The 24994-nt window shown below is 53.5% G+C and carries 27 protein-coding genes; 12 read left to right on the top strand and 15 right to left on the bottom strand.

What is annotated here, in order from left to right; genetic code table 11:
* Nucleotides 1-85 precede the first annotated feature (85 nt).
* A complete protein-coding gene (gene dut / locus CUN67_RS19680; RefSeq protein ID WP_084877973.1) occupies nucleotides 86-544 on the bottom strand; it encodes a dUTP diphosphatase in 459 nt (152 codons plus the stop codon).
* On the bottom strand, nucleotides 522-1742 hold the full coding sequence (gene coaBC, locus CUN67_RS19675; RefSeq protein ID WP_208716930.1) for a bifunctional phosphopantothenoylcysteine decarboxylase/phosphopantothenate--cysteine ligase CoaBC: 1221 nt from the start codon (nucleotides 1740-1742) through the stop codon (nucleotides 522-524). Before coaBC ends, dut begins: the two co-directional genes overlap by 23 nt.
* A 193-nt stretch (nucleotides 1743-1935) precedes the next feature.
* On the opposite strand from coaBC, the gene radC reads away from it, so the two are divergent.
* The 4 genes from radC to mutM all read left to right on the top strand — a co-directional run bounded on the left by radC (nucleotide 1936) and on the right by mutM (nucleotide 4128).
* Complete coding sequence (gene radC, locus CUN67_RS19670) at nucleotides 1936-2589, top strand: RadC family protein (protein ID WP_208716929.1); 654 nt, start codon at nucleotides 1936-1938, stop codon at nucleotides 2587-2589.
* Between the two features lie 244 nt (nucleotides 2590-2833).
* Nucleotides 2834-3070 (top strand): 50S ribosomal protein L28, encoded by a 237-nt coding sequence (gene rpmB, locus CUN67_RS19665; protein WP_013511031.1) that lies wholly within the window; start codon nucleotides 2834-2836, stop codon nucleotides 3068-3070.
* 11 nt (nucleotides 3071-3081) lie between these two features.
* Entirely contained in the window at nucleotides 3082-3249 is a 168-nt protein-coding gene (rpmG, locus tag CUN67_RS19660; protein WP_001051798.1) for a 50S ribosomal protein L33, read from the top strand.
* Between the two features lie 69 nt (nucleotides 3250-3318).
* Nucleotides 3319-4128 carry a bifunctional DNA-formamidopyrimidine glycosylase/DNA-(apurinic or apyrimidinic site) lyase gene (gene mutM, locus CUN67_RS19655; RefSeq protein ID WP_208716928.1) on the top strand — a complete coding sequence of 270 codons (810 nt, stop codon included), beginning with the start codon at nucleotides 3319-3321 and terminating at the stop codon, nucleotides 4126-4128.
* Here mutM and coaD read toward each other — a convergent pair.
* The 6 genes from coaD to CUN67_RS19625 form a co-directional block, all read right to left on the bottom strand.
* A complete protein-coding gene (gene coaD / locus CUN67_RS19650; protein ID WP_208716927.1) occupies nucleotides 4125-4610 on the bottom strand; it encodes a pantetheine-phosphate adenylyltransferase in 486 nt (161 codons plus the stop codon). The genes mutM and coaD overlap by 4 nt on opposite strands.
* Complete coding sequence (locus tag CUN67_RS19645; protein WP_208716926.1) at nucleotides 4607-5383, bottom strand: glycosyltransferase family 2 protein; 777 nt, start codon at nucleotides 5381-5383, stop codon at nucleotides 4607-4609. Before CUN67_RS19645 ends, coaD begins: the two co-directional genes overlap by 4 nt.
* Nucleotides 5383-6657 (bottom strand): lipid IV(A) 3-deoxy-D-manno-octulosonic acid transferase, encoded by a 1275-nt coding sequence (gene waaA / locus CUN67_RS19640; protein ID WP_208716925.1) that lies wholly within the window; start codon nucleotides 6655-6657, stop codon nucleotides 5383-5385. The genes CUN67_RS19645 and waaA overlap by 1 nt, the downstream gene beginning before the upstream one ends.
* A 92-nt stretch (nucleotides 6658-6749) precedes the next feature.
* Nucleotides 6750-7883 (bottom strand): glycosyltransferase family 4 protein, encoded by a 1134-nt coding sequence (locus CUN67_RS19635; protein ID WP_208716924.1) that lies wholly within the window; start codon nucleotides 7881-7883, stop codon nucleotides 6750-6752.
* Nucleotides 7876-8952, bottom strand: a complete 1077-nt coding sequence (gene rfaQ, locus CUN67_RS19630) for a putative lipopolysaccharide heptosyltransferase III (protein ID WP_208716923.1) — start codon at nucleotides 8950-8952, stop codon at nucleotides 7876-7878. Before rfaQ ends, CUN67_RS19635 begins: the two co-directional genes overlap by 8 nt.
* 73 nt (nucleotides 8953-9025) lie before the next feature.
* The gene (locus CUN67_RS19625; RefSeq protein WP_208716922.1) at nucleotides 9026-10015 is read right to left on the bottom strand and encodes a glycosyltransferase; all 990 of its coding nucleotides are present in this window, start codon (nucleotides 10013-10015) and stop codon (nucleotides 9026-9028) included.
* Nucleotides 10016-10192: 177 nt separating this feature from the next.
* Between CUN67_RS19625 and CUN67_RS19620 the strand changes: the two genes are divergently transcribed.
* Complete coding sequence (locus CUN67_RS19620; RefSeq protein WP_208716921.1) at nucleotides 10193-11212, top strand: glycosyltransferase family 9 protein; 1020 nt, start codon at nucleotides 10193-10195, stop codon at nucleotides 11210-11212.
* Here the strand turns inward: CUN67_RS19620 and CUN67_RS19615 are convergent.
* The 3 genes from CUN67_RS19615 to CUN67_RS19605 form a co-directional block, all read right to left on the bottom strand.
* Nucleotides 11209-12315, bottom strand: a complete 1107-nt coding sequence (locus CUN67_RS19615; RefSeq protein ID WP_208716920.1) for a glycosyltransferase — start codon at nucleotides 12313-12315, stop codon at nucleotides 11209-11211. The genes CUN67_RS19620 and CUN67_RS19615 overlap by 4 nt on opposite strands.
* A gap of 77 nt (nucleotides 12316-12392) precedes the next feature.
* Entirely contained in the window at nucleotides 12393-13421 is a 1029-nt protein-coding gene (tdh, locus tag CUN67_RS19610; RefSeq protein ID WP_208716919.1) for an L-threonine 3-dehydrogenase, read from the bottom strand.
* A gap of 10 nt (nucleotides 13422-13431) precedes the next feature.
* Complete coding sequence (locus CUN67_RS19605; protein ID WP_208716918.1) at nucleotides 13432-14628, bottom strand: glycine C-acetyltransferase; 1197 nt, start codon at nucleotides 14626-14628, stop codon at nucleotides 13432-13434.
* A 231-nt stretch (nucleotides 14629-14859) separates the two neighbouring features.
* On the opposite strand from CUN67_RS19605, the gene rfaD reads away from it, so the two are divergent.
* The 3 genes from rfaD to rfaC are packed head-to-tail and all read left to right on the top strand — an operon-like array spanning nucleotide 14860 to nucleotide 17824.
* On the top strand, nucleotides 14860-15792 hold the full coding sequence (rfaD, locus tag CUN67_RS19600; RefSeq protein WP_208716917.1) for an ADP-glyceromanno-heptose 6-epimerase: 933 nt from the start codon (nucleotides 14860-14862) through the stop codon (nucleotides 15790-15792).
* A gap of 17 nt (nucleotides 15793-15809) precedes the next feature.
* Complete coding sequence (gene rfaF / locus CUN67_RS19595; protein ID WP_208716916.1) at nucleotides 15810-16853, top strand: ADP-heptose--LPS heptosyltransferase RfaF; 1044 nt, start codon at nucleotides 15810-15812, stop codon at nucleotides 16851-16853.
* A gap of 2 nt (nucleotides 16854-16855) precedes the next feature.
* Nucleotides 16856-17824 (top strand): lipopolysaccharide heptosyltransferase RfaC, encoded by a 969-nt coding sequence (rfaC, locus tag CUN67_RS19590; protein ID WP_208716915.1) that lies wholly within the window; start codon nucleotides 16856-16858, stop codon nucleotides 17822-17824.
* Between the two features lie 57 nt (nucleotides 17825-17881).
* Here the strand turns inward: rfaC and CUN67_RS19585 are convergent, their stop codons facing one another.
* The 4 genes from CUN67_RS19585 to envC form a co-directional block, all read right to left on the bottom strand.
* Nucleotides 17882-18793, bottom strand: a complete 912-nt coding sequence (locus tag CUN67_RS19585) for a glycosyltransferase family 2 protein (RefSeq protein WP_208716914.1) — start codon at nucleotides 18791-18793, stop codon at nucleotides 17882-17884.
* A gap of 165 nt (nucleotides 18794-18958) precedes the next feature.
* Nucleotides 18959-20080: a glycosyltransferase family 9 protein gene (locus CUN67_RS19580; RefSeq protein ID WP_208716913.1), complete on the bottom strand. Its 1122-nt coding sequence runs from the start codon at nucleotides 20078-20080 to the stop codon at nucleotides 18959-18961.
* Between the two features lie 167 nt (nucleotides 20081-20247).
* Entirely contained in the window at nucleotides 20248-21147 is a 900-nt protein-coding gene (locus CUN67_RS19575) for a divergent polysaccharide deacetylase family protein (RefSeq protein WP_208716912.1), read from the bottom strand.
* Between the two features lie 2 nt (nucleotides 21148-21149).
* Entirely contained in the window at nucleotides 21150-22451 is a 1302-nt protein-coding gene (envC, locus tag CUN67_RS19570) for a murein hydrolase activator EnvC (RefSeq protein ID WP_208716911.1), read from the bottom strand.
* A gap of 248 nt (nucleotides 22452-22699) precedes the next feature.
* On the opposite strand from envC, the gene CUN67_RS19565 reads away from it, so the two are divergent.
* The 4 genes from CUN67_RS19565 to gpsA are packed head-to-tail and all read left to right on the top strand — an operon-like array spanning nucleotide 22700 to nucleotide 24930.
* Nucleotides 22700-23131, top strand: a complete 432-nt coding sequence (locus CUN67_RS19565; RefSeq protein ID WP_013511012.1) for a rhodanese-like domain-containing protein — start codon at nucleotides 22700-22702, stop codon at nucleotides 23129-23131.
* A gap of 17 nt (nucleotides 23132-23148) precedes the next feature.
* The gene (gene grxC, locus CUN67_RS19560) at nucleotides 23149-23403 is read left to right on the top strand and encodes a glutaredoxin 3 (RefSeq protein ID WP_208716910.1); all 255 of its coding nucleotides are present in this window, start codon (nucleotides 23149-23151) and stop codon (nucleotides 23401-23403) included.
* 40 nt (nucleotides 23404-23443) lie between these two features.
* Nucleotides 23444-23911 (top strand): protein-export chaperone SecB, encoded by a 468-nt coding sequence (gene secB / locus CUN67_RS19555; RefSeq protein ID WP_013511010.1) that lies wholly within the window; start codon nucleotides 23444-23446, stop codon nucleotides 23909-23911.
* A complete protein-coding gene (gpsA, locus tag CUN67_RS19550; protein ID WP_084877920.1) occupies nucleotides 23911-24930 on the top strand; it encodes an NAD(P)H-dependent glycerol-3-phosphate dehydrogenase in 1020 nt (339 codons plus the stop codon). Before secB ends, gpsA begins: the two co-directional genes overlap by 1 nt.
* The last annotated feature ends 64 nt before the right edge of the window (nucleotides 24931-24994 follow it).

The raw sequence follows: 24994 nt of genomic DNA, 5'->3' as shown, positions 1-24994 counted from the left end.
AGGCAACACTCACGCTTCTGCCCCGTGTCCAGTGCACACAGAGCGGAAAAGAAAAAAGGGCAGAGGCGTAAGCGAAAAGCGCGTGTTACTGACGGCCAGAGTGACCGAAGCCGCCCACGCCACGCACGCTGGCGTCAAAATCTTCCACCAGGTTGAATTCGGCCTGAACCACGGGCACGAATACCAGCTGGGCCAGACGGTCCCCCGGCTGGAGCGTGAAACTGTCCTGACCACGGTTCCATACCGAAACCATCAGCTGTCCCTGGTAATCTGAGTCAATCAGACCGACCAGATTGCCCAGCACGATGCCATGTTTATGGCCAAGGCCGGAACGCGGCAGAATCACCGCTGCAAGGCTGGGATCGCCAATATGAATGGCCAGGCCGGTAGGCACCAGCACCGTGCTGCCTGGGGTGATTTCCAGCGCTTCATCCAGACAAGCGCGTAGATCCAGTCCGGCTGAACCCGAGGTTGCATAAGTTGGCAGTGGAAACTCGGTTCCCACACGCGCATCAAGAATCTTAACGTCGATTTTTTTCATCATAACGGCTGACAATCTCGTCTAATAATTGTTGGCCAAGGAGCGTCTTATCACTGAGCGGTAAGACTTTTTCCCCTTCCTGCCAAAAAAGGTGAAGAGCATTGGTGTCGCTATTGAACCCCTGGCCCGCTTTTGCCACATCGTTGGCACAAATCAGGTCGAGATTTTTTCGTACCCGTTTTTGCCGCGCGTATTCTTCCACATTACGGGTTTCGGCGGCAAACCCGACGACATAAGGTCGCCCTGCTTTGAGTGCTGCCACACCTGCCACGATGTCGGGGTTCTTCACCAGTTGCAGCGTGACGTTATCATCGCCACCCTGTTTTTTGATTTTCTCCGCGGCAATATTTGCCGCCCGGTAGTCTGCCACGGCTGCGCTGGCAATGAAAATATGTTGTTGGCTGATTTGCGCCATCACTGCCGCTTCCATCTCCTGAGCGGTGGTGACATCAACGCGCTGCACCCATGCCGGTGTCGGCAGCGTAACCGGTCCGGCGACCAGCGTCACTTTCGCGCCACGTTTTGCCGCTGCGGCAGCAATCGCAAAACCCATTTTGCCCGAACTGTGATTGGTGATGTAGCGTACCGGATCCAGCGCTTCACGAGTCGGACCGGCGGTGATCATAATGTTGAGATGTTGCAGATCGTTGACGGGCGACGCCCATTCCAGCGCATGTGCCACAATTGCCAGCGGGTCGAGCATGCGGCCAGGGCCAATATCGCCACAGGCCTGGCTGCCGCTATCGGGGCCCCAAATCAGTACGCCCCGTGCATGCAGACGTTGCAGATTTTCCTGAGTCACTGCGGCACGATACATTTGCTGGTTCATGGCGGGCACTACAGCGATGGGAGCCGCCGTCGCCAGACAGGTCGTGGTCACCAGATCGTTGGCCATGCCTGCGGTAACACGGGCAATCAGATCGGCGGTGGCAGGGGCCAGCACAATCAGGTCTGCCCATTTTGCCAGCTCGATATGGCCCATCGCGGCTTCGGCTGCCGGGTCGAGCAGATCGTCAAACACCGGATAGCCGGATACGGCTTGCAGGCTGAGTGGCGTGATAAAGGCTTTGGCTGCTTCCGTCATCATCACGCGTACATCGGCACCGCGATCGCGCAAGCGTCGCACCAGCTCCGGCGCTTTATAGGCGGCAATACCGCCACTTACGCCCAGCAGAATTTTCTTTCCGGCTAATCCCGTCATTTTCATCGCCTCAGCTCAAAGCAGGTTGTCGTGTCCTGGCACGACAGATGTAGCAACTTTACCACAAAATCCCCGGGTCCCCTTTTCCACTGCCTGCGCCTTTGCGAGGCGGCTCTGAAAACGTCTTTAACTCTCTGGCTTTCATTGTGCCAGGCACGCAGGATAGTCGCTCAGCAGGGGAGAGGAGGTGAAAATGGAACTGGCACCACGAGAGAAGCTGGCGTTACAGGGGGCTGAAGCATTGGATGATGAGGAGCTGCTGGCAATTTTTTTGCGCACCGGTTCATGTGGCGTCAGCGTGCTGCTGCTGGCGCGACAGATGCTGAATGAATTTGGCTCGCTGTATCGGATTATGAGCGCCAGCCAGGAGGAGTTAGTCAGCATTAAAGGTGTTGGCAGCGCCAAAATGACACAGCTGCTAGCCATTGCGGAGCTTGGCAGACGTTTTTTTGCCAGCCAGCTAGCGCGTGAGAACGTGATGGATAACCCTCAGGTTACGCACCACTATCTGCAAAGCGTGCTGGCACACCAGGAGCGAGAAGTTTTCATGGTTCTTTTTCTCGATAATCAGCACCGGGTATTACAGGCACAAAAAATGTTTTCCGGCTCGATAAGCAGCGTCGAGGTCCACCCGCGCGAAATTGTCCGTGAAGCGTTGAAACTCAACGCGGCTGCGGTGATTCTGGCGCATAATCACCCCTCCGGTTCTGCCGAACCCAGCCGGGCTGACCGTGAAATTACGGAACGAATCGCCAGGGCTTGTTCGTTGCTGAATATCCGTTTACTTGATCATCTGGTGATCGGTCATGGCGAGTTTATCTCTTTTGCTGAGCGTGGCTGGCTGTAATTTTGCGCGCTAAACTTGAGGAAACGATGTGTTTTTACCCGATCCAGAGGGATCTTTATTTGTTCGGGACTTGAGCACCAGCGCTGACCGGCGTATACTACGCCACCTTTGAGAATCTCGGGTTTGGCGTTTGGGCCAGCTTAGCGGGTTCACATGGAACTCGCCTGGGCGGGCTAAGGCCTGACGAGGCGGCCAAAACCTATGTTTTTAAAGCTCGAGCTGATTTGATTTTTGGAGAATAGACATGTCACGAGTCTGCCAGGTAACTGGAAAGCGTCCGGTGACCGGTAACAACCGTTCCCACGCATTGAACGCGACGAAACGCCGTTTCCTGCCGAACCTGCACTCACACCGTTTCTGGGTTGAGAGCGAGAAGCGCTTCGTTACTCTGCGTGTATCTGCTAAAGGTATGCGTGTTATTGATAAGAAGGGCATCGATACGGTTCTGGCCGAAATCCGCGCCCGTGGTGAGAAGTACTAAGGAACTGAATCATGGCTAAAGGTATTCGTGAGAAGATCAAGCTGGTTTCCTCTGCTGGTACAGGTCACTTCTATACCACCACGAAGAACAAACGTACTAAACCTGAGAAACTGGAACTGAAAAAGTTCGATCCGGTTGTACGTCAGCACGTGATCTACAAAGAAGCTAAAATTAAGTAATTTTAGTGTTCTGCGAAAAACCCGGCTTCGGCCGGGTTTTTTGTTTCTGCGGTTCGTTGAGGAGATGAGATGCCTGAATTACCTGAGGTAGAAACCAGCCGACGCGGTATCGAGCCCCATATGGTGGGCGAAACCATTCTGCATGCCATAGTACGCAATCCCCGCCTGCGCTGGCCGGTTTCCAGTGAAATCCACGCGCTGAGCGACCAGCCGGTGCTGAGCGTGCAACGTCGCGCGAAATATCTGCTGCTGGAGTTGCCCACTGGCTGGATCATCATTCACCTCGGCATGTCCGGCAGCCTGCGTATGTTGCCTGGTGAAATGCCCGCAGCGAAACATGACCACGTAGATTTGGTGATGAGCAACGGCAAGGTGCTGCGCTACACCGATCCACGCCGTTTTGGTGCCTGGCTGTGGAGTAACGATTTAGCGGGCAGCAGCGTACTGGCGCATCTTGGTCCTGAACCGTTGAGTGATGATTTTGATGGCGACTATCTGTTTGAAAAATCACGGGGCAAACGCACGGTGATTAAGCAGTGGTTGATGGATAATAAAGTGGTGGTGGGCGTCGGTAATATTTACGCCAGCGAATCTTTGTTTACTGCCGGGATCATTCCCGATCGTCCGGCCATGAGTCTGAGTAAAGAAGAAGCCATGTTGCTGGCAAATACCATTAAGGCTGTGCTGCTGCGTTCGATTGAGCAGGGGGGCACTACACTGCGTGATTTCCTGCAAACCGACGGTAAGCCGGGCTATTTTGCGCAGGAATTACAGGTGTATGGTCGGGCTGGCGAGCCATGCCGCGTCTGCGGCACGCCAATCGTCAGTGGGAAGCATGGGCAACGCAGCACCTTCTGGTGTCCGCGCTGCCAGCATTAAGGCTGCGCCAGCTTGCTGAGCAGCGCCTGATGGACCACGGCAGGCAGAAATGCCTGCACATCCCCCTGATGACGCGCCACTTCTTTGACCAGCGAAGAAGAGACAAACGAGAACCCTTCAGACGGCATCAAAAACACGCTTTCGAGGGTGGGGAGCAGATGGCGATTCATGTGCGCCAGCTGTAGCTCATATTCGAAATCAGAAACCGCACGCAGGCCACGTACCAGCACATTGGCTTGCTGCGCTTTGGCAAAATTAGCCATCAGGTCGCTGAAACCCACCACCTCAACATTACTCAGATGCGTCGTTACCTGACGCGCCATATCAACGCGCTCATCAAGGCTGAACAACGGTTTTTTACTCGGGCTGGCGGCTATCGCGACCACGATGTGGTCAAACATCTGCGCTGCACGCGTGACGATATCGAGATGGCCGAGGGTAATGGGATCGAAAGTGCCGGGGTAAATCGCTTTGGTGCTCATACGCGGCCTTGTGTTGAGGTGTGATGCAGCGCCCAAAGCGCCGAATATTTGTTGAAGGTGTACTGTGCGTTGACCACCGCCAGAATCCAGCCCTGTTTGCCATCAAGAAAACCAGCACGCAGCAGCAGGGTTTTCAGGAAGGCTCCCAGCGTATGGCTGAAAATGGAAAACAGCCCGCACCGTTTACCGCGCTGAAAGCGCTCCTGCGCCCAGGCTTCGGCATAACTCAACTGCTTGCGCTGGAACGCCACCAAATCACGGCAGGTGAGATGCTGTAAATCACCCGGCAGGACGACCACGGGTGCGCCCTGGGTTTCCAGCGACTCATGTACCAGATTGTCGTTATAGTTCAGATGGCGTGGATAGAGACGCATCACGCGATCCGGATACCAGCCGCTATGGCGCATAAAACGGCCAAGAAACAGGTTGCTGCGGTTGATGCTATAAACGGTATTGGCAGGTGGTTGTTGCAGAACCTGCTCGATGGCACTGCGCAGCGGCGCGGTGACACGCTCATCGGCATCGATCATCAGAATCATATCGCCACTGGCCTTTGCCTGTGCGCGCTGGCGTTGTTTGCCAAACCCGGCCCAGGCTTCGGCCTGATAAACCTGTGCACCTGACTTACGGGCGACCTCAACGGTAGCGTCATGGCTATCGGAATCCAGCACGATGATCTCATCCGCCCAGCTGACAGAGGCCAGCGCCTCCGGCAGCAATGCAGCTTCATTTTTAGCGATCATCACCACGGAGAGGCGTTGGCGTTGCGACATTAGTGGGCTCGCGGCGGTAAATGGGGTTCGAGTAACTGTAGCAGACGCTGTAATGCGCCCTGGTTTTGATGCAGCACTTCGACCGCGTGGCGGCCATAGTAACGGCGGTAGTCATCATCCTGTAGCAGGTTGGCGACTTCTTTCTCCAGTGATACGACATCGGTAACCGTAATCAGCCCCTCGGCCTGTTGCAGCCTGGCGCAGATATCTTTGAAGTTCCAGATGTGTGGCCCCATCAGGACTGGAATAGCGTGAGCAGCCGGTTCGAGTGGGTTATGCCCGCCACGTTCGACCAGGCTGCCGCCGACAAAGGCCAGATCGGCAATGCCGTACAACATCATCAGTTCGCCCATGGTATCGCCAATCACCACCTGGGTGGAGCTGGAAGGGATTTCGCCGCTGCTGCGCAACGTAAAGCTGAAACCACGTTTTTGCGTCAATTCACAGGCATCTTTAAAACGCTCCGGATGGCGCGGCACCAGAATCAGCAGCAAATCGGGGAACTGCGCCAGCAGACGACGATGTGCATCAAGCACAATCGTTTCTTCGCCATCGTGGGTGCTGGTAGCAATCCACACCGGGCGACGCGGTGCCCACTGGCGGCGCAGCGTGACAGCTTTGGCGGCCAGTTCTGGCGTGACGGAAATATCAAACTTCAGGCTGCCGGTGACCGCGAGATGTGAGCGCTTCAGCCCAAGGCTGAGAAAACGGTCGCCATCCTCTTCGTTCTGCGCCGCGATCAGCGTGATACTTTGCAGCAAATCGCGCATGAAGCCGCCCAGCTTCTTGTAGCCTTTGGCGGAACGCTCAGACAGGCGTGCGTTGGCAATCACCAGCGGAATCTGGCGCTGATGCAGAATACGGATAATGTTCGGCCACAGCTCGGTTTCCATGATGATCACCAGCCGTGGGTTGACCGTATCAAGGAAGCGATTGATGGCACCCGGCAGATCGTAAGGCAGGTAGACGTGATGCACGTCTTTGCCAAACGCCGATTGTGCACGTTCGGAACCGGTCGGTGTCATGGTGGTGACGGTGATCGGCAGGGTCGGATAGCGATGACGCAGTGCACGCACCAGGGGGACGGCGGCGAGGGTTTCTCCCACCGAGACGGAGTGGAGCACAATACCGTTCGGTTCCACCTTGCCACTGCAATAGCCGTAGCGTTCCGCCCAGCGCTTACGATAGGCCGGGGCTTTTCGACCGCGCAGCCACAGGCGCAGCCAGATAAAAGGCTGGATCAGATAGAGCAGGGCTGTGTATAGAGTCGTCATAGTTATCGTTACGACAGGTTCGCGTCAAAAAGCATAAGAAATCAAGATGGCGGCATGTTATCAGAAACCGGGCACCTGCTCATACCACTTCATCAAACCGGCTGTAACACTTGCTGATAAAGCGAGGTCAAGGCCTGTGCCAGACGCTTTGGACCATAAGGTTCAATTCTGCGGCGTGCGGCCTCACCCAGCGCGGAATTCTGCGAAAGGGAAGGTGTTGCCAGTACCGCCTCATTTAATGCCTTGATATCCAACGCATCACAGACGAAGCCCTCCTGACCAGTCTGAATAAATTCGGCACCGCCACAGCCAGTGCTGGTAATGACTGCCAGGCCACAGGCCATTGCTTCCAGCACCACATTCGGAAAAGGATCATAGAGCGTTGGCAGCAGCAGGGCATCAGCAGCATGGTAGAAGGGTTGCACATCCTGCTGCACGCCAACAAAGCGTAGCCGATCGAGACAGTTCAACTGATTCGCCAGCTGTTGATAACGCGTTAGCTGTTTATCCTGGCCGACCACAATCAGATAGCGGTCGCTGCGTGCCACAGCTTCAATGGCTGCCTTTAACCCTTTGCGCTCAAAGCCGGAGCCGACGTAAATCATCACGGTGGCATCCTGCGGCAAACTCAGTTGCTGGCGTGATGCGTGACGTTGCGCTTCGGCCGCGGGCTGAAAGCGTTGGCTATCAATGGCGTTGTGAATAACATGAATCTTGCTGGCATCCAGCGCAAAACAACGCAAAATATCTTGCTTCACCATCTCCGAGTTGCAAATCACCGCCTTCAGCGACGGTGCATTGAACATCTCGCTTTCCGCCTGCAACACATAACGATGATAGGGGCTTAACGTGGCACTCAGCCGCTGCCAGCCTGAGACGATGCGCGCCCGCTGTTCCAGCCAGACGCGATGCACACCATCCCCGGCGCGAAAGATATCGCATCCGGCAATGCGCTCATGGCTTTGCACAATATCAAACTTCTCCCGCTCCCAGCAGGCGCGTGCCGCCTGAGCAAAGCCCCGCTCCCGTGAAACCCGCCCGAACTTTGCCGGATTACAAATATGCAGATGCCATGCTGGATTGGGCGTGCCTTGCCAGCTGCGGGTGATGATATTCAGATCGAGTTGTTCGCTGTCGAGGGCTTCCAGCGCGCGTGAGATAAAACGCTCGGCACCGCCATCCGGACGATACTTCTGACGGACAATCGCCAGGCGTAACTTAGTCATGCAAAAAGCTCCTTGCGGCGGCGACGACATCAGCAACCGGAATCGACGACAAATAGCGCTGGTCGGTTTTGGTATTGATCGAGTCAGGATCAGGCAGCGGGCCATAATCACCGGCCCAGATGACGCGATTGTTATTACCCCAGGGACGCCAGAACTGCAATTTTGTCGGACCAAACAGCGCCAGGCAGGGCGTCTGTAGCGCCGCAGCCATATGCATTGGCGCAGAATCGACGCCAATAAACAGCCGGGCACCCGCGATTAACGCGGCCAGCTGAGGCAAAGAAAACTGGCCTGCCAGCGAAACGACGTTGTCGCTACGGCACAGCAATTGAATGCGTTCAATCATCGCCAGCTCTTTTTTATCCGGTGCGGCGGTCAGCACGATGGTGTGACCGTCAGTGGCCAGCGTATCGACCATCTGAGCGACTTTATCATCATCCCAGCATTTGAATTCCCAGCGAGAAGTGGGTTGCACCACCACATAAGAAGCGCTGACCTGACGCTGAGCCAGCATCTCCTGCACTTTTTGCTGGTCGGCGGCGCTGAAATGCATGGAGGCTGTGGCCCCTGATGCATCGATTCCGAGCGGAGCCAGTGCCGACATATTCTGTTCAACGGTATGTAATGTGCCGTGGTCGGCGGTACTGACCAGCTGGTTATGGCACCAGCGCCAGAATGCGTTATCGCGTTTGTTAAAGGCGAAACCAATACGCACCGGAGCGCCGGAAAAGGCGGTGATGATAGCACTGCGCCACTGGTCGGCAAGATTGATCACCAGGTCGTAATGACAGGCACGAACTGCGGAAATCAGCGCCATCTCATGACGGAACTTCTGCCATCCCCCCTCTTTTTTCCAGTTACGATCGATAATATGCAACTGGCGTATGGCCGGATGGGCTTCCAGCATCGGGCGCGTTTCTTTGTAGAGCAGGACGTCAATGTTGGCCTGCGGGTAGCGCTGCCGCAGAGCATTAATCGCAGGGGTGGTCAGCAGCATATCACCATGATGGCGCAGCTTAATTAGCAGAATATTTTGGGGTGCAAAGTGGTCTGGAATCGGGCTTGCCATACTCAAATGATCTCAGAATTCAGTGAGCTGATTGTAGGGCAAACCCCCCAGGGGTGAAAGCCAGGCGCGGCGCTTATTTCTCTCGCCAGCGATAAATACGGCTCAGCCATAACAGCAGTTGATACCATTGTTTGATGCCGCGTGCATTACGTAGCATACGTTTATGCGTCTGGGTGGCGAAGAGGTCATGAATGATGGCCTGACGCGCACTCGCATCTGGCTCGCGCCGGATGCTGTGGCAGACGCTGAGCGCTTCATGGGTGATCTGATAGTGAAACGCCGGGTAGATTCTGACCTTATGCTGGTAACGTGCATTGATCTCCTCCAGCATGCGGGCAATTTTCAGATAGTGACGTTGATAGGCCACATTGCGTTCGCCGGTACGTTTACGATTGCTGATTGAGGCATCGTGCATGTAATAACGGTACAACACCTGATCGGTATAGCGTACCCGCTGGGCATTCAGCATAAACTCGGTGGTCCAGGGAATGTCCTGATGGTGCAAGCCGGGTTCAAAAGTGAGTTGCTGTTGTTCGATGATTTCGCGGCGATAGATACCCAGCCACACCACGTGCAGATAACGATGGGTATTCAACGCCTTGCTGAGCCACTCCGGGCCGTTGAGTACCCCGGTACTGGTCAGGCGATCGAGTGGAATCAGTGGTTTGGTTTGCTGGCTGGTCTGAAAAAAACGTGCGGCATTACATTGGGCGGCATCAAGATTATCCTGTTCCGCCATCTCCACTAATGTCTGATACATCGTCGGATGCATGGTGTCATCAGCATCGGGAAAGGTGACATATTTGCCACGTGCGATAGCCAGGCCGGCGTTACGTGCACGTGACACGCCACCATTAGGTTGATGAATCACGCTGATATGCGGGTGCTGTTGTGCGTAAGTATCAGCGCGCTCCCCGGAACCATCAGTCGAACCATCGTTGACAATAATGATCTCCAGACCGGTCAGTGTCTGGTCGAGCAGCGATTGCATAAAAGTATCCAGCATCGCTCCGGCGTTATACATCGGGGTGATGATGGAAAGGATAGGGTTGTTTAGCGACATTGTTCTGTATTGTTTTAATGAATTATTAACGAAATCCTGACATTAATTATTGCCAGGCAATTCAGAACTTTTTGCACATTAATGGTCAAAAAGAGTTGGTCCCGGGGATTTTCAGCATTTTGCGATCATTTCCGGGCCGATTTTCCGGGCAAAAGCGAGTTAACTCTGGGCAGCAACATGAAGAATATTTTAGTTATCAGGCGTGACAACATTGGCGATATGGTGTGCACCACGCCATTGCTGGAGGGTCTGAAGCAGGCCTTTCCCGACGCTAAACTGACCTTGCTGGTGAATAAAATCGCCGAAGATGTGGTGGACAATAATCCCAACGTTGATCGGTTATTTGTGTATAAAAAGGCGAAACACCGCGGTAAAAACGAGACTACGCTGGGAGTTTACTGGCAACGTGTCAAAATCATGCTCGCCTTGCGTAAAACCCGTTTCGACGCCACTATCCTGGCAAACCCGGTGCCCTGCAAATACAGCCTGCGGCTGGCTAAAATGGCCGGTGCACACAACATTATCGGCGCTGCCCAGACGGATGCCGTGCTGGATCATCCTTTCCAGAAACAAGACTTTCACGGCACTCACCAGGTAGAACACACTTATTCCTACCTTTCCGCGTTAACCCAGAACGCGCCTGAAGTGCCGCAAGTGAATCTGTATCTTTCCGCTGCGGAACGCGCGCAGGCAAGCGCGCGGGTTACGCAATTGTTCTCCGGTGCTGGCGTAACCTATGGGGTACACATCAGCAGTCGCAGCCCGAAACGACGCTGGCCTGTCGCTGCCTATGCAACCTTTATTCGTCAGTTGTTGCAGGATGAGCAGGCGCGCGTGTTGCTGTTCTGGTCACCTCAGGGGGCGCTGGATCCCAACGATAAAGGGGATGCGGCGCGTGCTGATGAGCTGATGCAAATGGTGGATTCCCCGCGTCTGGCGCGCTACGCCACGGCTTCGATTCGTGAATTGATCGCCGGGTTTGATTGTTGCGAGCAGATTTTATGCAGCGATGGCGGCCAGATGCATATCGCGGCTGGATTGCATAAAAAGCAGGTGGTGTTTTTTGGCGATACCAATGCGCAAATCTGGCATCCGTGGTCGGGCGAGTATGAAATCATGCAGACCGCTTCGGGTGAATGCAGTGATATCTCGCCGGAAACGGTCTGGCTGGCCTGGCAGCGCCTCGCGCAGCGTTAACGGGCGGCTAAATCGACATACTGACGGCTGATGGCCGTCACGTCGTACAGGCTGAGAGTTTGCTCATTAATTGCCGGTAAATGGTCGTAAACCGCGGCCATTTTGCTGGCCAGTGCCTGAGCATCAATCGGCGTCAGCATATCTGCCATTCCCGCCTTCACCAGAATTTCCTCCGGTCCACCCGGGCAGCGCGTACTGATCACCGGCGTGCCGCAAATCAGCGATTCGACGATCACGTTGCCAAAGCCTTCGCTGTCAGAGCTCATCACCATCAGACGCGCATGTTTGATGTAAGGGAAAGGGTTGGACTGAAAACCGAGGAACAGGACGCGATCGGCGATATTCAGTTTCTGCGCCAGCTGTTTGGCGGCGGCAATACGTTCTTCCGTACCGGTGCCCAGCAGCACCAGTTTTGCCCGGTCAGCAAGGCCTGATTGGGCAAAGGCTTCCAGCAGGCGGTCCTGACGTTTTTGCGGGTGAATACGCGCGACATTGATTAGATAGTCAGTACCTGCCAGATCGCAGGGTTCATCCGCGCGCTGGCGCAGAGCCTGTAAATCGAAGGGGTTGTTAATCACCGCCGTTTTTGCGGTGCGTACCCCCATCACATCGACCAGATCGTCCAGCACAGCCTGGGAAACGGCAGTGATATTGCGGCCATGGTAGATGCTTGCCATCTTCTGCTTTTTGAACCAGTAATTCAGCCCCTTACGATGGCCGAGATAGGTTGACGACAGCACGCCATGAATACAGAACCATAAACGTGAACGATCAATGGCCTGGCTGCGCGCCACAATGCGGTCGGTTTTGTGCAGGTTGGAGATGATCAGGTCATATTTGCCGTTTTGCGCTTCATCCTGGCGTAAAACCTCATCCAGTTTTCTGGCACGACGTGATAGCTCAGTCAGCTTACGCCAGGGTGCGCTGCTGTGCTGGGTGATCACCCGATATTCCACCCCTTCCGGCAGGGCATAGGCGCAGGTTTCATCCAGTGAGTAGAGGGTGACGTGGTGCCCCATTTTATGAATCGATTCGCTAAGGGTCAGCACCACTTTCTCTGCGCCGCCGCCCGGTAAACCATCAATAATCATTAAAATGCGCATGTCACATCCAGACTGAATTGCTAAGTGAAGCGCCCTTTATACCGTTTAGGAAGTCAGGGCGCTATCGCCGACGAAAATTAATCCCAGCTCAGTATCACTTTACCTGAGTGGCCGGAACGCATCTCATCAAAGCCCTGCTGGAACTCATCAATAGGGAAACGGTGGGTGATGATGGGGGTAAGATCGAGGCCGGATTGGATCAGCGCCGCCATTTTGTACCAGGTTTCAAACATCTCACGACCATAGATCCCTTTAATAAACAGTCCCTTGAAAATCACCTGATTCCAGTCAATCGCCATCTCACCCGGCGGGATACCGAGCAGCGCGATACGACCACCGTGATTCATCACTTCCAGCATGCTACGAAAGGCCGGGGGTGCGCCGGACATCTCCAGCCCGACATCAAAGCCTTCGGTCATTCCCAGCGAAGCCATCACCGCAGGCAAATTCTCCTGCGCCACGTTCACGGCGCGCGTTACGCCCATGTTACGCGCCAGGTTGAGGCGGTATTCATTGATGTCGGTGATGACCACATTGCGTGCGCCGACATGTTTGCACACGGCGGCGGCCATGATGCCGATGGGGCCAGCACCGGAAATCAGCACATCTTCGCCCACCAGATCAAACGACAGCGCAGTATGTACCGCATTGCCGAAGGGATCGAAAATAGCCGCCAGTTCGTCGGAGATGTTGTCCGGGATCTTGAAGGCGTTGTAGGCCGGGATGACCAGATATTCGGCAAAACATCCCTGACGATTAACACCCACGCCGACAGTATTACGGCACAGATGGGTACGCCCGGCACGGCAGTTTCGGCAGTGGCCGCAGGTGATATGGCCTTCGCCCGAGACACGGTCGCCGATGGCGAAACCTTTCACCTCCTGTCCGATCGCCACCACTTCGCCAACGTATTCATGGCCGGTGATCATCGGTACCGGGATGGTTTTCCGTGACCAGTCGTCCCAGTTGTAGATATGGACATCGGTGCCACAAATCGCGGTCTTACGGATTTTTATCAGCAGGTCGTTATGGCCGGGTTCCGGAATCGGCGCATCTGTCACCATCCAGATGCCTTCTTCCGCTTTTAATTTTGCGAGTGCTTTCATTCCCGGCTCCTCAGGCGATGACGCCCAGCTGCTGACCAATACGGGTAAAGGCTGCTACCGCCTGCTCCAGCTGTGCCTGGGTATGGCCGGCAGAAATCTGGGTGCGAATACGTGCCTGGCCTTTGGGCACCACCGGGTAGAAGAAGCCAGTCACGTAAATGCCTTCGCGTTGCAACAGGCTGGCAAACTCCTGTGCCACCTTCGCATCGCCAAGCATCACCGGAATGATGGCGTGATCGGCACCCGCCAGGGTAAATCCGGCGGCGGTCATTTGTTCGCGGAAGTAGCGCGCGTTTTCCCACAGACGCTGGCGCAGGCCATCGCCTTCACTCAGCATTTCCAGCACCCGCAGCGAAGCGGCCACTATCGCCGGGGCCAGTGAGTTGGAAAACAGGTAAGGACGTGAACGCTGACGCAGCCACTCCACCACCTCTTTTTTCGCCGCGACATAACCGCCAGATGCGCCGCCCAGCGCTTTGCCCAGGGTGCCGGTCAGAATGTCGACGCGGCCCATCACGTGGCAATACTCATGGGTGCCACGCCCACAGGCACCGACAAAACCGACGGCGTGTGAATCATCGACCATCACCAGCGCATCAAACTCATCCGCCAGGTCGCAAATCCCCTGCAGGTTGGCAATCACACCATCCATGGAAAACACGCCATCGGTGGCGATCAGGATATGGCGCGCGCCTTTATCCCGTGCTTCCTGGAGCCGCGCGCGCAGTTCGTTCATATCGTTATTGGCATAGCGATAACGCTGCGCTTTGCACAGACGAACGCCATCAATGATCGAAGCATGATTGAGCGCATCAGAGATGATGGCATCTTCCGCACCCAGCAGAGTTTCAAACAGACCACCGTTGGCATCAAAACAGGAGGAGAACAGAATGGCAGCTTCCATACCGAGGAAGTCCGCCAGTTTGCCTTCCAGCTGCTGGTGGATATCCTGGGTACCGCAGATGAAGCGCACTGAGGCCATGCCGAAACCGTGGGAATCCATCCCTTCTTTGGCTGCCTGAATCAGCGTTGGATGGTTTGCCAGACCCAGATAATTATTGGCGCAAAAATTGATGACCCTCTGACCATCAGCCACGCTGATTTCAGGCTGCTGTGCCGAGGTAATGGTGCGTTCCTGTTTGAACAATCCATCCTGGCGCGTTGTCTCAAGTTGCTGCTGGATTTGCGAATAAAATTGATCGGACATGATTCTGCTCCTCAGATAGCAAAATTTTGGCACATATTACTGATCGAAAAGCGGTTTAACGACGTTTCAGCCAATGAAATCTCTGTTTTGCAGCATAGTTCACGCTGCGGGCAGGAAATATGCCGGGGTTACGGAGTCATCTGGCTGTCTGGTACGGGCTGAAATGTTATGATGATAAGTATTCGTGGGTGAAACCTCCTGTTTCACCTCAACTGTTTAAAGGCAAAGCACATGATTATCGTAACAGGTGGCGCTGGCATGATTGGCAGCAACATCGTCAAGGCGTTGAACGATCGCGGTCATACCGACATTCTGGTCGTGGATAATCTGAAGGATGGCACCAAGTTCGTGAATCTGGCGGATCTGGACATCTCTGATTACATGGATAAAGAGGAATTCCTCAGCTACATCATGTCAGGTGAAGATCTGGGGCCGATCGAAGCGGTCTTCCACGAGGGTGCCTGTTCGTCGACCACGGAATGGGACGGCAAGTACATGATGGATAACAACTATCAGTATTCCAAAGATCTGCTGCATTTCTGCCTCGACCGTGGCATTCCGTTCCTGTATGCCTCTTCCGCAGCCACTTATGGCGGTCGCAACGACAACTTCATCGAAGAGCGTCAATACGAGCAGCCGCTGAATGTTTATGGCTACTCCAAAATGTTGTTTGACCATTATGTCCGTCAGATTCTGCCGGAAGCGGATTCGCCGGTGTGTGGTTTCCGTTACTTTAACGTCTACGGCCCGCGTGAAGGCCATAAAGGCAGCATGGCGAGTGTGGCTTTCCACCTCAACACGCAAATCAGCAATGGCGAGAACCCCAAGCTGTTCGAAGGCAGTGATGATTTCCGCCGCGACTTTATCCACGTTGATGACGTTGCTGCGGTAAATCTGTGGTGCTGGGAAAACGGTATCTCCGGCATTTACAACTGTGGTACCGGCCGCGCGGAATCTTTCCAGGAAGTGGCCGATGCGGTGCTGAAATTCCATCAGCAAGGCGAGATTGAATACATCCCGTTCCCGGACAAGCTGAAAGGCCGTTACCAGGCGTATACCCAGGCGGATCTGACGAAACTGCGCGCCGCAGGTTATGACAAACCGTTCAAAACCGTGGCCGTCGGTGTCGCGGAATATATGGCCTGGCTGAACCGTAACGCATAAGGAAACCGGCAGCAGCGATGAAAATTCTGGTTATTGGCCCGTCCTGGGTCGGCGATATGATGATGTCGCAAAGTCTCTATCGCACGCTCAAGGCTGAGCATCCTGAGGCGGTTATTGATGTAATGGCACCCGCCTGGTGCCGACCGCTGCTGTCACGTATGCCGGAAGTCAATCAGGCACTGGCGATGCCGCTCGGTCACGGCGCACTGGCGCTGGGTGAGCGACGTCGGCTGGGCAAAACCTTGCAGGCCAGTGGTTATGATCGCGCTTACGTGCTGCCGAACTCCTTTAAATCGGCACTGGTACCGTTCTTTGCCGGTATCAAACGCCGCATCGGCTGGCGTGGCGAGATGCGCTACGGTGTGCTGAATGATGTGCGCGTGCTGGATAAAGCCGCGTTTCCGCTGATGGTTGAGCGTTATGTGGCGCTGGGCTACGACAAACCCGTGGCTGCGGCGCAACAGTTGCCGCAACCCTTGTTGTGGCCGCAGCTCAGGGTGGAGGAAGAAGAGAAGCGCATGACGGCTGCACAATTTGCGCTCTCTGCCGATCGTCCGGCGATTGGTTTCTGCCCGGGTGCTGAGTTTGGTCCGGCAAAACGCTGGCCGCATTATCATTACGCTGCGCTGGCGGAACAGCTGATCGGTGAAGGTTATCAGGTGGTGTTGTTTGGTTCGGCCAAAGATCGCGAGACTGGCGATACCATTATTCAGACCCTGCCAGAAGTGGCTCGTTCGCACTGTAAAAACCTGGCGGGCGAAACTCAGCTGGAGCAGGCGGTCATTCTGCTGGCGAACTGTGCTGCGGTCGTCAGCAATGATTCCGGTTTGATGCATATTGCAGCGGCGCTTAACCGCCCGCTGGTCGCGTTGTATGGCCCCAGCAGCCCCGATTTCACCCCGCCACTGTCGCATCAGGCACGCGTTATTCGCCTGATCACGGGTTATCATAAGGTCCGCAAAGGCGATGCCGAACAGGGCTATCATCAAAGCCTGATCGACATTCAGCCCGCGCGCGTGCATCAGGAATTAAGCGCTTTGCTCAACGCGGCGCAGGAGTAAACATGCACGTCCTGATTGTTAAAACTTCCTCTATGGGCGATGTCCTGCACTCACTGCCTGCGTTGACCGATGCAATGCAGGCGATTCCTGGCATTCGTTTTGATTGGGTTGTGGAAGAAAATTTTGCCCAAATCCCGGCATGGCATCCGGCGGTGGATAAAGTGCTGCCGGTGGCGATTCGTCGCTGGCGTAAGCATTGGTTTGGCAGCCAGCAACGCGAAGAACGCGTTTTATTTAAGCGCGAGTTACAGACACGCGAGTATGACGTGGTGATTGACGCACAGGGGCTGATTAAAAGCGCTGCGCTGGTAACCCGTCTGGCGAAAGGGGTGAAACACGGGCAGGATAGCCGCAGTGCCCGCGAACCCTTTGCCAGCTGGTGGTACGACAAACGCCATGAAATCAACAAGCAGCAACATGCGGTCGAACGCACGCGTGAATTGTTCGCAAAAAGCCTCGGCTACGAAAAACCAGCCACTCAGGGTGATTATGCGATCGCGGGGCATTTTCTCACTGAGCTTGCGGAAGATGCCGGGCAATATCTGGTGTTTTTGCATGCGACAACGCGTGACAACAAACATTGGCCGGAAGCCCACTGGCGTGAACTGATTGAGTTAGTGCAGCCAACCGGGCTGCGTGTGAAGTTACCCTGGGGGGCTGAGCATGAACATCAGCGCGCTCAGCGCCTGGTGGAAGGGTTTGAGCATGCAGAGGTGTTGCCGCGTCTGACGCTGGAGCAGGTTGCCCGCCAGCTGGCTGGTGCGCGTGCTGTCGTGTCAGTGGATACGGGGTTGAGCCACCTGACGGCAGCGCTGGATCGTCCAAATATTACGTTGTACGGTCCGACAGATCCGGGTCTGATTGGTGGATATGGAAAGAATCAGTTTAGTTTGAAAGCTGAGGATAATAATTTGTCTTCGGTTTTACCTGCTGTAGTTTATACCAGGCTAAGCGAACTGCTCCAGTTATAAATAAGCCTTCAATAATTCCGGCTCATTAATTTTTATGGGCTGGATTATCTTTATCGACTATTTAAACTTAAGTAAAATATATTTTTTCTTCACACTTAATCTTACGCTGGAGCTAAGGAAGAACTTTGATGTCGATGTTTTTTGCAGAATAGCGTACATCGCATCCTGTGCTACTTTTGATAACTTATTTTTATGTTTATATAATAATTGAACCACGTGGCTGGCAGTAAGATGACGCCATTCACTGCCTAACTCAGCATCCATCATTAATAACGCCTTAGCTTTCAGTTCAAGCTTTTCTGCTGATAAGGCACTGGAAAGACTATGAGGTTGCTTAATATAGATGTAGAACGGCCACTCACAAAAATAGATGCTCTCTGCTTTATGCAATATTTCCGGAATAAGAGCAATATCTTCATAGCAGTAAAATTCAGGAAAGTGTGAATTTCTGAATAAAGACTTTTTGACTATTTTTCCAATAAAATGCCCCTGGAATTTCTTATGGATAAGAAACTCTTCAATGGCAACTTCCTGGAGGATCTTCTGCGGGCTCTTCCATTGCCAGTTATCAAGCAGTGGAATCTCACCTTTTATTTCATAAAGTGGAGAGATCAGAATATCAACATCGTTGTTTTCGAGAAAATCTATCAGTTGGGCCAGCGATTTTTCATAAACCAGATCATCACCATCGACCATGGTAATGTATTCACTTTGGCATTTATCAATGGCGAAGTTTCTGACTTTACCGATGTTTTTGAATTCTGTACGGAAATAGAAAGCGTTCTCGTTTTTATCCGCAAATTCACGAAGGATATTGCTGGTTCCATCGACTGAGGCATCATCAATAAGGATCAACTCACAAGAAGATACTTTGTTGTCAGCCGCCAGAAGTATACTTTCCAGAGTTTTCTTAATATGCCCTTCCAGATTATGGGCTGTGACAACAATTGATAAAACCTTACTGTTCATAAAACATACCAGAACTTGTCGATGTTTATTACCTCTTCCAATTCTTAACTGAACTGAAGATGCCGTCATTCCATGAACATCTCTGAATGATTTCTTTTTCCTGGACAAAGTATAGCTAATAACATCAGGCCTGGAAAAAAAATTCGTCGGATTCAGAAAATTATCTTATTCGTGAGGTTTTTCCGCCAGTGGCATTCCGGGACGAATTTTGCTGAGAATTCGTTCTACCTGCTCAGCAACTCTCTCGGGTTTAATGACATCCATGATGTGCGCCAGATGATCCTGTGATTTCTGACGCCCGATATAAATCATATGGTGCAACTCGGGGTTTTGCAGCGCACCGGTAGCATAAGGGTTCGCCGTGACGAATAATCCTAAGGTCGGGGTTTTTACAGTGACGGCGATGTGCAAAGGGCCGGTGTCGCCGGTCACCAACAGATCAAAATCATTAATCAGTGTGCATAATTCGGGTAGAGAAGTCTCACCGACCCGATTAAGAATGCGATCATGATATTGCTCAGGGATAAGATTGATAAAGGATTCAGCTCTGCCTTTATCACCGGGACCGCCGATCAACATAAAAGACAAATTCGTATAATGATCAAGAAGCTGATGAGTCATGGTGGCAAAATTTTCTGGTGCCCAGCAACGTTCCGGCGTTGAAGCACCAAGCTGCAAACCTATCGTTGGTGAAGAGAGCACCTGTTTTTCTGCGACCCGAAGGGGGAGTTTCATTTCTATATCGGAAACGTCACAGCCCAAAGCCTGAACTAATTGAAGTTTACGCTCAATAATATGACCTTTGAATGCAATAATGTAATCAATAAGCCATTTATCGCGCAGTGGTACATTGTCCTTATAGTTATCCTTGATAATGTATTTTGCTCCAGCCATGATCGCGGATAAATAATCATAAGGCTCATGCGAATGCAGCAATAAAGCCAGCTCAGCTTTTGGGAACGATTTTAATTGCTTCAGCAAGCCGGGAATGGTTATGGCTTTATTGTTCCAGAACACCAGATTATCCCAGTCATCACCTTCCTGGAGAAACTCAGCGAATTTCTGATGGGCAACGAGTGTAATGATTGCGTCAGGATAGCGTTGGCGAACGGCACGAATCGCTGGGGTGTTAAAAAGAAAGTCGCCCAGTGCGGTAGTCGAGAAAATGAGAATGTGCGCTGGACGCAATGCTGAAAGATCGACGGATGTTTCAACCTGATGCCGCTTCACTAAATTGTGAATAACAATCGCCTTATCCAACAGCTTGGTTTTCCAGATCTTACGCATTGACTGACTCATTCTTCATGCACTGATAATAATGAAACTTATTTGACCTGCTGAACTGGGTTAAGTTTCATTGCCGGCGATGCTGTTTGGGTATTGTTTAACCGCATTGGCGATGCAATGCGGTCAGGGGAAAATTTTCCATTATCTGCGCGGCAATGGAAAGCAACTCAGAACAAATTTGTCAGATTTCGGATGAAGGGACTTTGCTGGATGCTCTCGGCGATCAGAGATACAGCACGGCTCTGCGGCACGGGTGACAGCGGTTTACTGGCCTTGCATACACCTGGTGCACGGAAATGAGGCACAGGCTCTGGTTGCGGTTTAGACGGCCCGGATCCCTGATGCAGTGGCTCATTCAGCAGCTGGCTGGGACGCACCAGGGTGATATCAGCAGGTAATGTTGGCAGCATTTGCTGCAACACCCGCACGGTATTGGGATGGGGGTGCCCGATGGCAATGGCATAGCCGTCGCGCTGCGCCAGTTTTACCGCGCGGGTAAATTGTTCGCGAATGGCAGCATCATTCTGGCTGTCATCGAGAAAAACCCGCCGCTTCAATACCTTAACATGTGTTCCCTGGGCGGCCGGGATTGACTGACTGTTGCCGATAGTCATGCTGTCGAGAAAGTAGAAATTATACTGATTCAGTACCTGCATCACTTTCTGCATCCCCGGCAGGCTGGATGTCATTTTGCTGCCCATGTGGTTATTCAGGCCCACTGCATACGGCACCTTGCCAACCGCATCGTGGATAATGCGTGCAATCTCGGCACTGGACATCTCTGGTGTAAGCGTATCCTTCTCCAATGGCTGCTTGCTAAGAGGCGCCATTGGCAGATGGATAAGGACTTCATGACCACTCTCATGCGCTTTGGTGGCCATTTGTCGGGCAAAGGTGGCGTTAGGCAATACGGCAACGGAGATGGCTGCGGGCATCTGCAACACTTTGTTCTCTTCGACCGGGCGATAGCCGAAGTCGTCAATCACAATCGAGAGTTTGCCCGCATGGGCGGAAAGTGACAAAAACAGGCCACATAACGCGGCCGGGAGTTTACGAGGTTGAAACAAGGCTATCTTCCTAACCACGGTAGTGGGTTGACGGCTTGTCCCTGACGCCGGATTTCAAAATAGAGCGAGGGCGTGCCGCGGCCGCCGCTGGTGCCCACCAGAGCGATAGGCTGTCCCGCCTTCACCTGGGCACCGACGCTCACCAGCGCACTTTGATTGTAGCCGTAAAGGCTCATATCGCCTTTACCATGTTCCAGCACCACAACCAGACCGTAGCCTTGCAGCCAGTCGGCCATCAGTACGCGTCCATCGGCGATGGCTTTAACTTCTGTACCTTCTGGCGCATCAATCACCAGACCTTTCCAGCGCAGTTCGCCTTGCATGGTTTCACCAAAGCGATGCTCTACACGTCCGTGAACTGGCCAGACGGCCTGGCCGCCAGGACGACCCAGACCCCCGGTACGGGCCATCAGCTCACGCTCACTTTGCGTTGGCTGATAGCTCGATCCTTTGGCTTTCGCCTGTGCCTGGCGCTGACGCACTTTCTCTGCCTCACGGGCTTCACGTTCGGCTCTCTCCCGGGCTTCACGTTCCGCTTTGGCGATTTTATCCTGCAGACGGCTTTCGTTCTCGCGCATTTCTACGAGGTCAGCCTGGTCTTTTTCCAGCGCGCTTTCCAGTGCCGTCAGGGTTTTCTTGCGGGCTGCGCTGGCGGACTCAAGTTTGGTCTGCTGCGTCTGCTGCTGTGCTAACAGCGTTTTTTGCTGCTGCTGTTTGTCCTGCAACGACTGACGCTGTTCAGCAAGCTGTTGCTGCGTTTGCTTCAGGTCATCGATGTTCTTCTGGCGCGCGGCATTCAGATAACCGAAATAGGCCAAAATACGTTCGCTGCGTTGTGCTTCTTCACCGCCCAGCAACAGCTGTAAACCATTGTGCTGACCCTGACGAAAGGCTGCATCAAGCTGCTGGGCCAGCAATTTTTCCTGCTGTGCCTGCTGTTTTTCGAGCCGGGCAATGGAGGCGTTGAGTTGGGCAATATCGTTGTTGAGGGCGCTCAGACTATTGCGGGTTTCACGCAGTTGGCGGCTGGCCTGAGCAATGACCTTTTCCTGGCTTTGCAACTGGTCCAGCAGCTTACTGCGCTGCAATTTTTGCGCCTTAACACTTTTCTCTTTTTCGGCGATATTTTGCTGAATGGATTTCAACTGCGTTTTGCTGTCATCATCACCGTGGGCAATGGGCGGCAATAGCAGAGCGCCCGCGCAGAGCAGGCTGAGGGAGAGTGTGGACCAGCGTGTTAACAACGGATGCGCTGGGCCGTTGTGACAGGTCCTTGTTGGTAAAACAATCGCTTTTCCCTTCATAGTCGCTAATTATTCCACGATGAACAGCCGCTTACCAGTTTCCCGGGCCGGGTTTTGCTTTTCCAAACATGTCGTTCCCAGCTTACAGGCAGAAACTTTGTCTTAATTTTGCGATTAGAACACTTTTTTTGGAAAATGACGCACAAATCGTAACTCTGGCCCCTTAGCGACTGTACATGCGAGGTGGCGCAGGTATACTCAGAACCCTTGTTTTAGCTTATTAGCCCGGTCTGGAGTCGTTACCCCTCATGCAAGAAATTATGCAGTTTGCAAGCAATCACCCCATCCTCAGTCTGGCATGGGTTGTCTTACTCGTTCTGGTGATTGTAACCACCGTTAAAGGAATGTTCTCGAAGGTAAAAACAATTAGTCGCGGTGAAGCAACCCGCCTGATTAATAAAGAGGACGCGGTGGTGGTAGACGTTCGTTCGCGTGACGACTATCGCAAAGGACACATTTCTGGGGCGCTGAATGTAGCGGCGGCAGACATCAAAAAAGGCAGCTTTGGCGAACTGGAAAAGCATAAGTCTCAGCCCATAATTGTGGTATGTGCCACCGGGCAGAGCGCTGGCGAACCGGCAGCCCAACTGAGCGCCGCTGGTTTCACGCAGGTTTCGGTTCTGAAAGATGGCGTGAGTGGCTGGAGCGGTGAAAACCTGCCGCTGGTGCGTGGTAAATAATTCGCAAAGGTAACTTCATGGCTAATGTCGAGATTTACACCAAAACGACCTGTCCTTATTGCCACCGGGCGAAGGCGCTGCTTAATCAGAAAGGTGTGACGTTTCAGGAGATCCCTATCGATGGGGACGCGGTGAAACGTGAAGAGATGATTCAGCGTAGCGGCAGAACAACCGTTCCACAGATATTTATCGACGCGCAGCATATTGGCGGCTGCGATGATCTCTTTGCGCTGGATGGGCGCCAGGGACTTGATCCCTTATTACAGGCATAACTTAACGGCCACACAATTCTAACTAACAGGATTTAGTAACATGTCAGAACATAGCACCAACGAAATGCAGTTCCAGATTCAACGTGTTTACACCAAAGACGTCTCTTTCGAAGCGCCGAACGCGCCGCAGGTTTTCCAGAAAGAGTGGGAACCGGAAGTGAAGCTGGATCTGGACACTGCGTCCTCTCAGCTGGCTGATGAAGTCTATGAAGTGGTGCTGCGTGTTACCGTAACAGCCAGCGTCGGTGAAGAAACGGCGTTCCTGTGTGAAGTTCAGCAGGCCGGTATTTTCACTATCAGCGGTATCGAAGGCACCCAGATGGCACATTGCCTTGGTGCGTACTGCCCGAACATTCTGTTCCCGTATGCGCGCGAATGCATTACCAGCCTGGTGTCTCGCGGTACTTTCCCGCAGCTTAACCTGGCACCGGTCAACTTTGATGCGCTGTTCATGAACTATCTGCAACAGCAGCAGGGTGAAGGCGACGCGCCACATCAGGATGCCTGATGACTACACTCAACGCTTCGATTAGCGTCATCGGTGCCGGCTCGTACGGCACCGCATTGGCCATCACGCTGGCCCGCAATGGTCACCCGGTTTTACTCTGGGGCCACAACCCGCAAAGCGTAGCGCAACTCCAGTCTGACCGCTGTAACACCGCTTTTCTGCCCGATGTTCCCTTCCCCGATAACCTCGTTCCAGAAGCCGATTTAGCACAGGTGGTCAACGCCAGTCGTGATCTGTTGGTGGTGGTTCCGAGTCATGTCTTCGGTGATGTCCTGCTACAGCTGAAGCCGCATCTGCGGAGCGATTCGCGTATCGTGTGGGCGACGAAAGGTCTGGAAAAAGAAACCGGGCGACTGCTGCAGGATGTGGCACGTGAAATCCTCGGTGATACCATCCCGTTAGCCGTGATTTCTGGGCCGACTTTCGCTAAAGAGCTGGCGGCAGGTATGCCAACGGCGATTGCACTGGCATCGACCGATGCGCAGTTTGCTGATGATCTTCAGCAGAAGTTGCACTGTGGGAAAAGTTTCCGTGTGTATAACAACCCGGACTTTATTGGCGTGCAGCTGGGTGGCGCGGTGAAAAACGTTATTGCGATCGGTGCCGGAATTTCTGATGGCATCGGTTTTGGCGCAAATGCGCGTACCGCACTGATTACCCGCGGCCTGGCCGAAATGAGCCGACTTGGCGCAGCGCTGGGGGCCGATCCTACCACCTTTATGGGGATGGCCGGTCTGGGAGATCTGGTGCTGACTTGTACCGATAATCAGTCTCGTAACCGTCGTTTCGGCATGATGCTGGGGCAGGGCGAGAGCGTCGATGAGGCGCAACGCATTATCGGACAAGTTGTAGAAGGCTACAGAAATACCAAAGAAGTCAGAGCGTTGGCCGCTCGCGTTGGCGTGGAAATGCCAATAACCGAGCAAATTTATCAGGTATTATATTGCGAAAAATCGGCGCGAGAGGCAGCATTGAGTTTACTCGGCCGTGCAAGGAAGGACGAAAACAGCCAAAGCTGAAGCAGGATGCCCAGCGTTATCACCTGGAGCGCCCCATCAGGCGCTTTTTTTATCGGGAGAACAC

Origin of the sequence: Pantoea cypripedii (assembly GCF_011395035.1) — a bacterium.
Classification (GTDB): Bacteria; Pseudomonadota; Gammaproteobacteria; order Enterobacterales; family Enterobacteriaceae; genus Pantoea; species Pantoea cypripedii_A.
The sequence above is the reverse complement of the archived record's forward strand: the minus strand, read 5'-3'. Positions and strand labels throughout refer to the sequence as shown.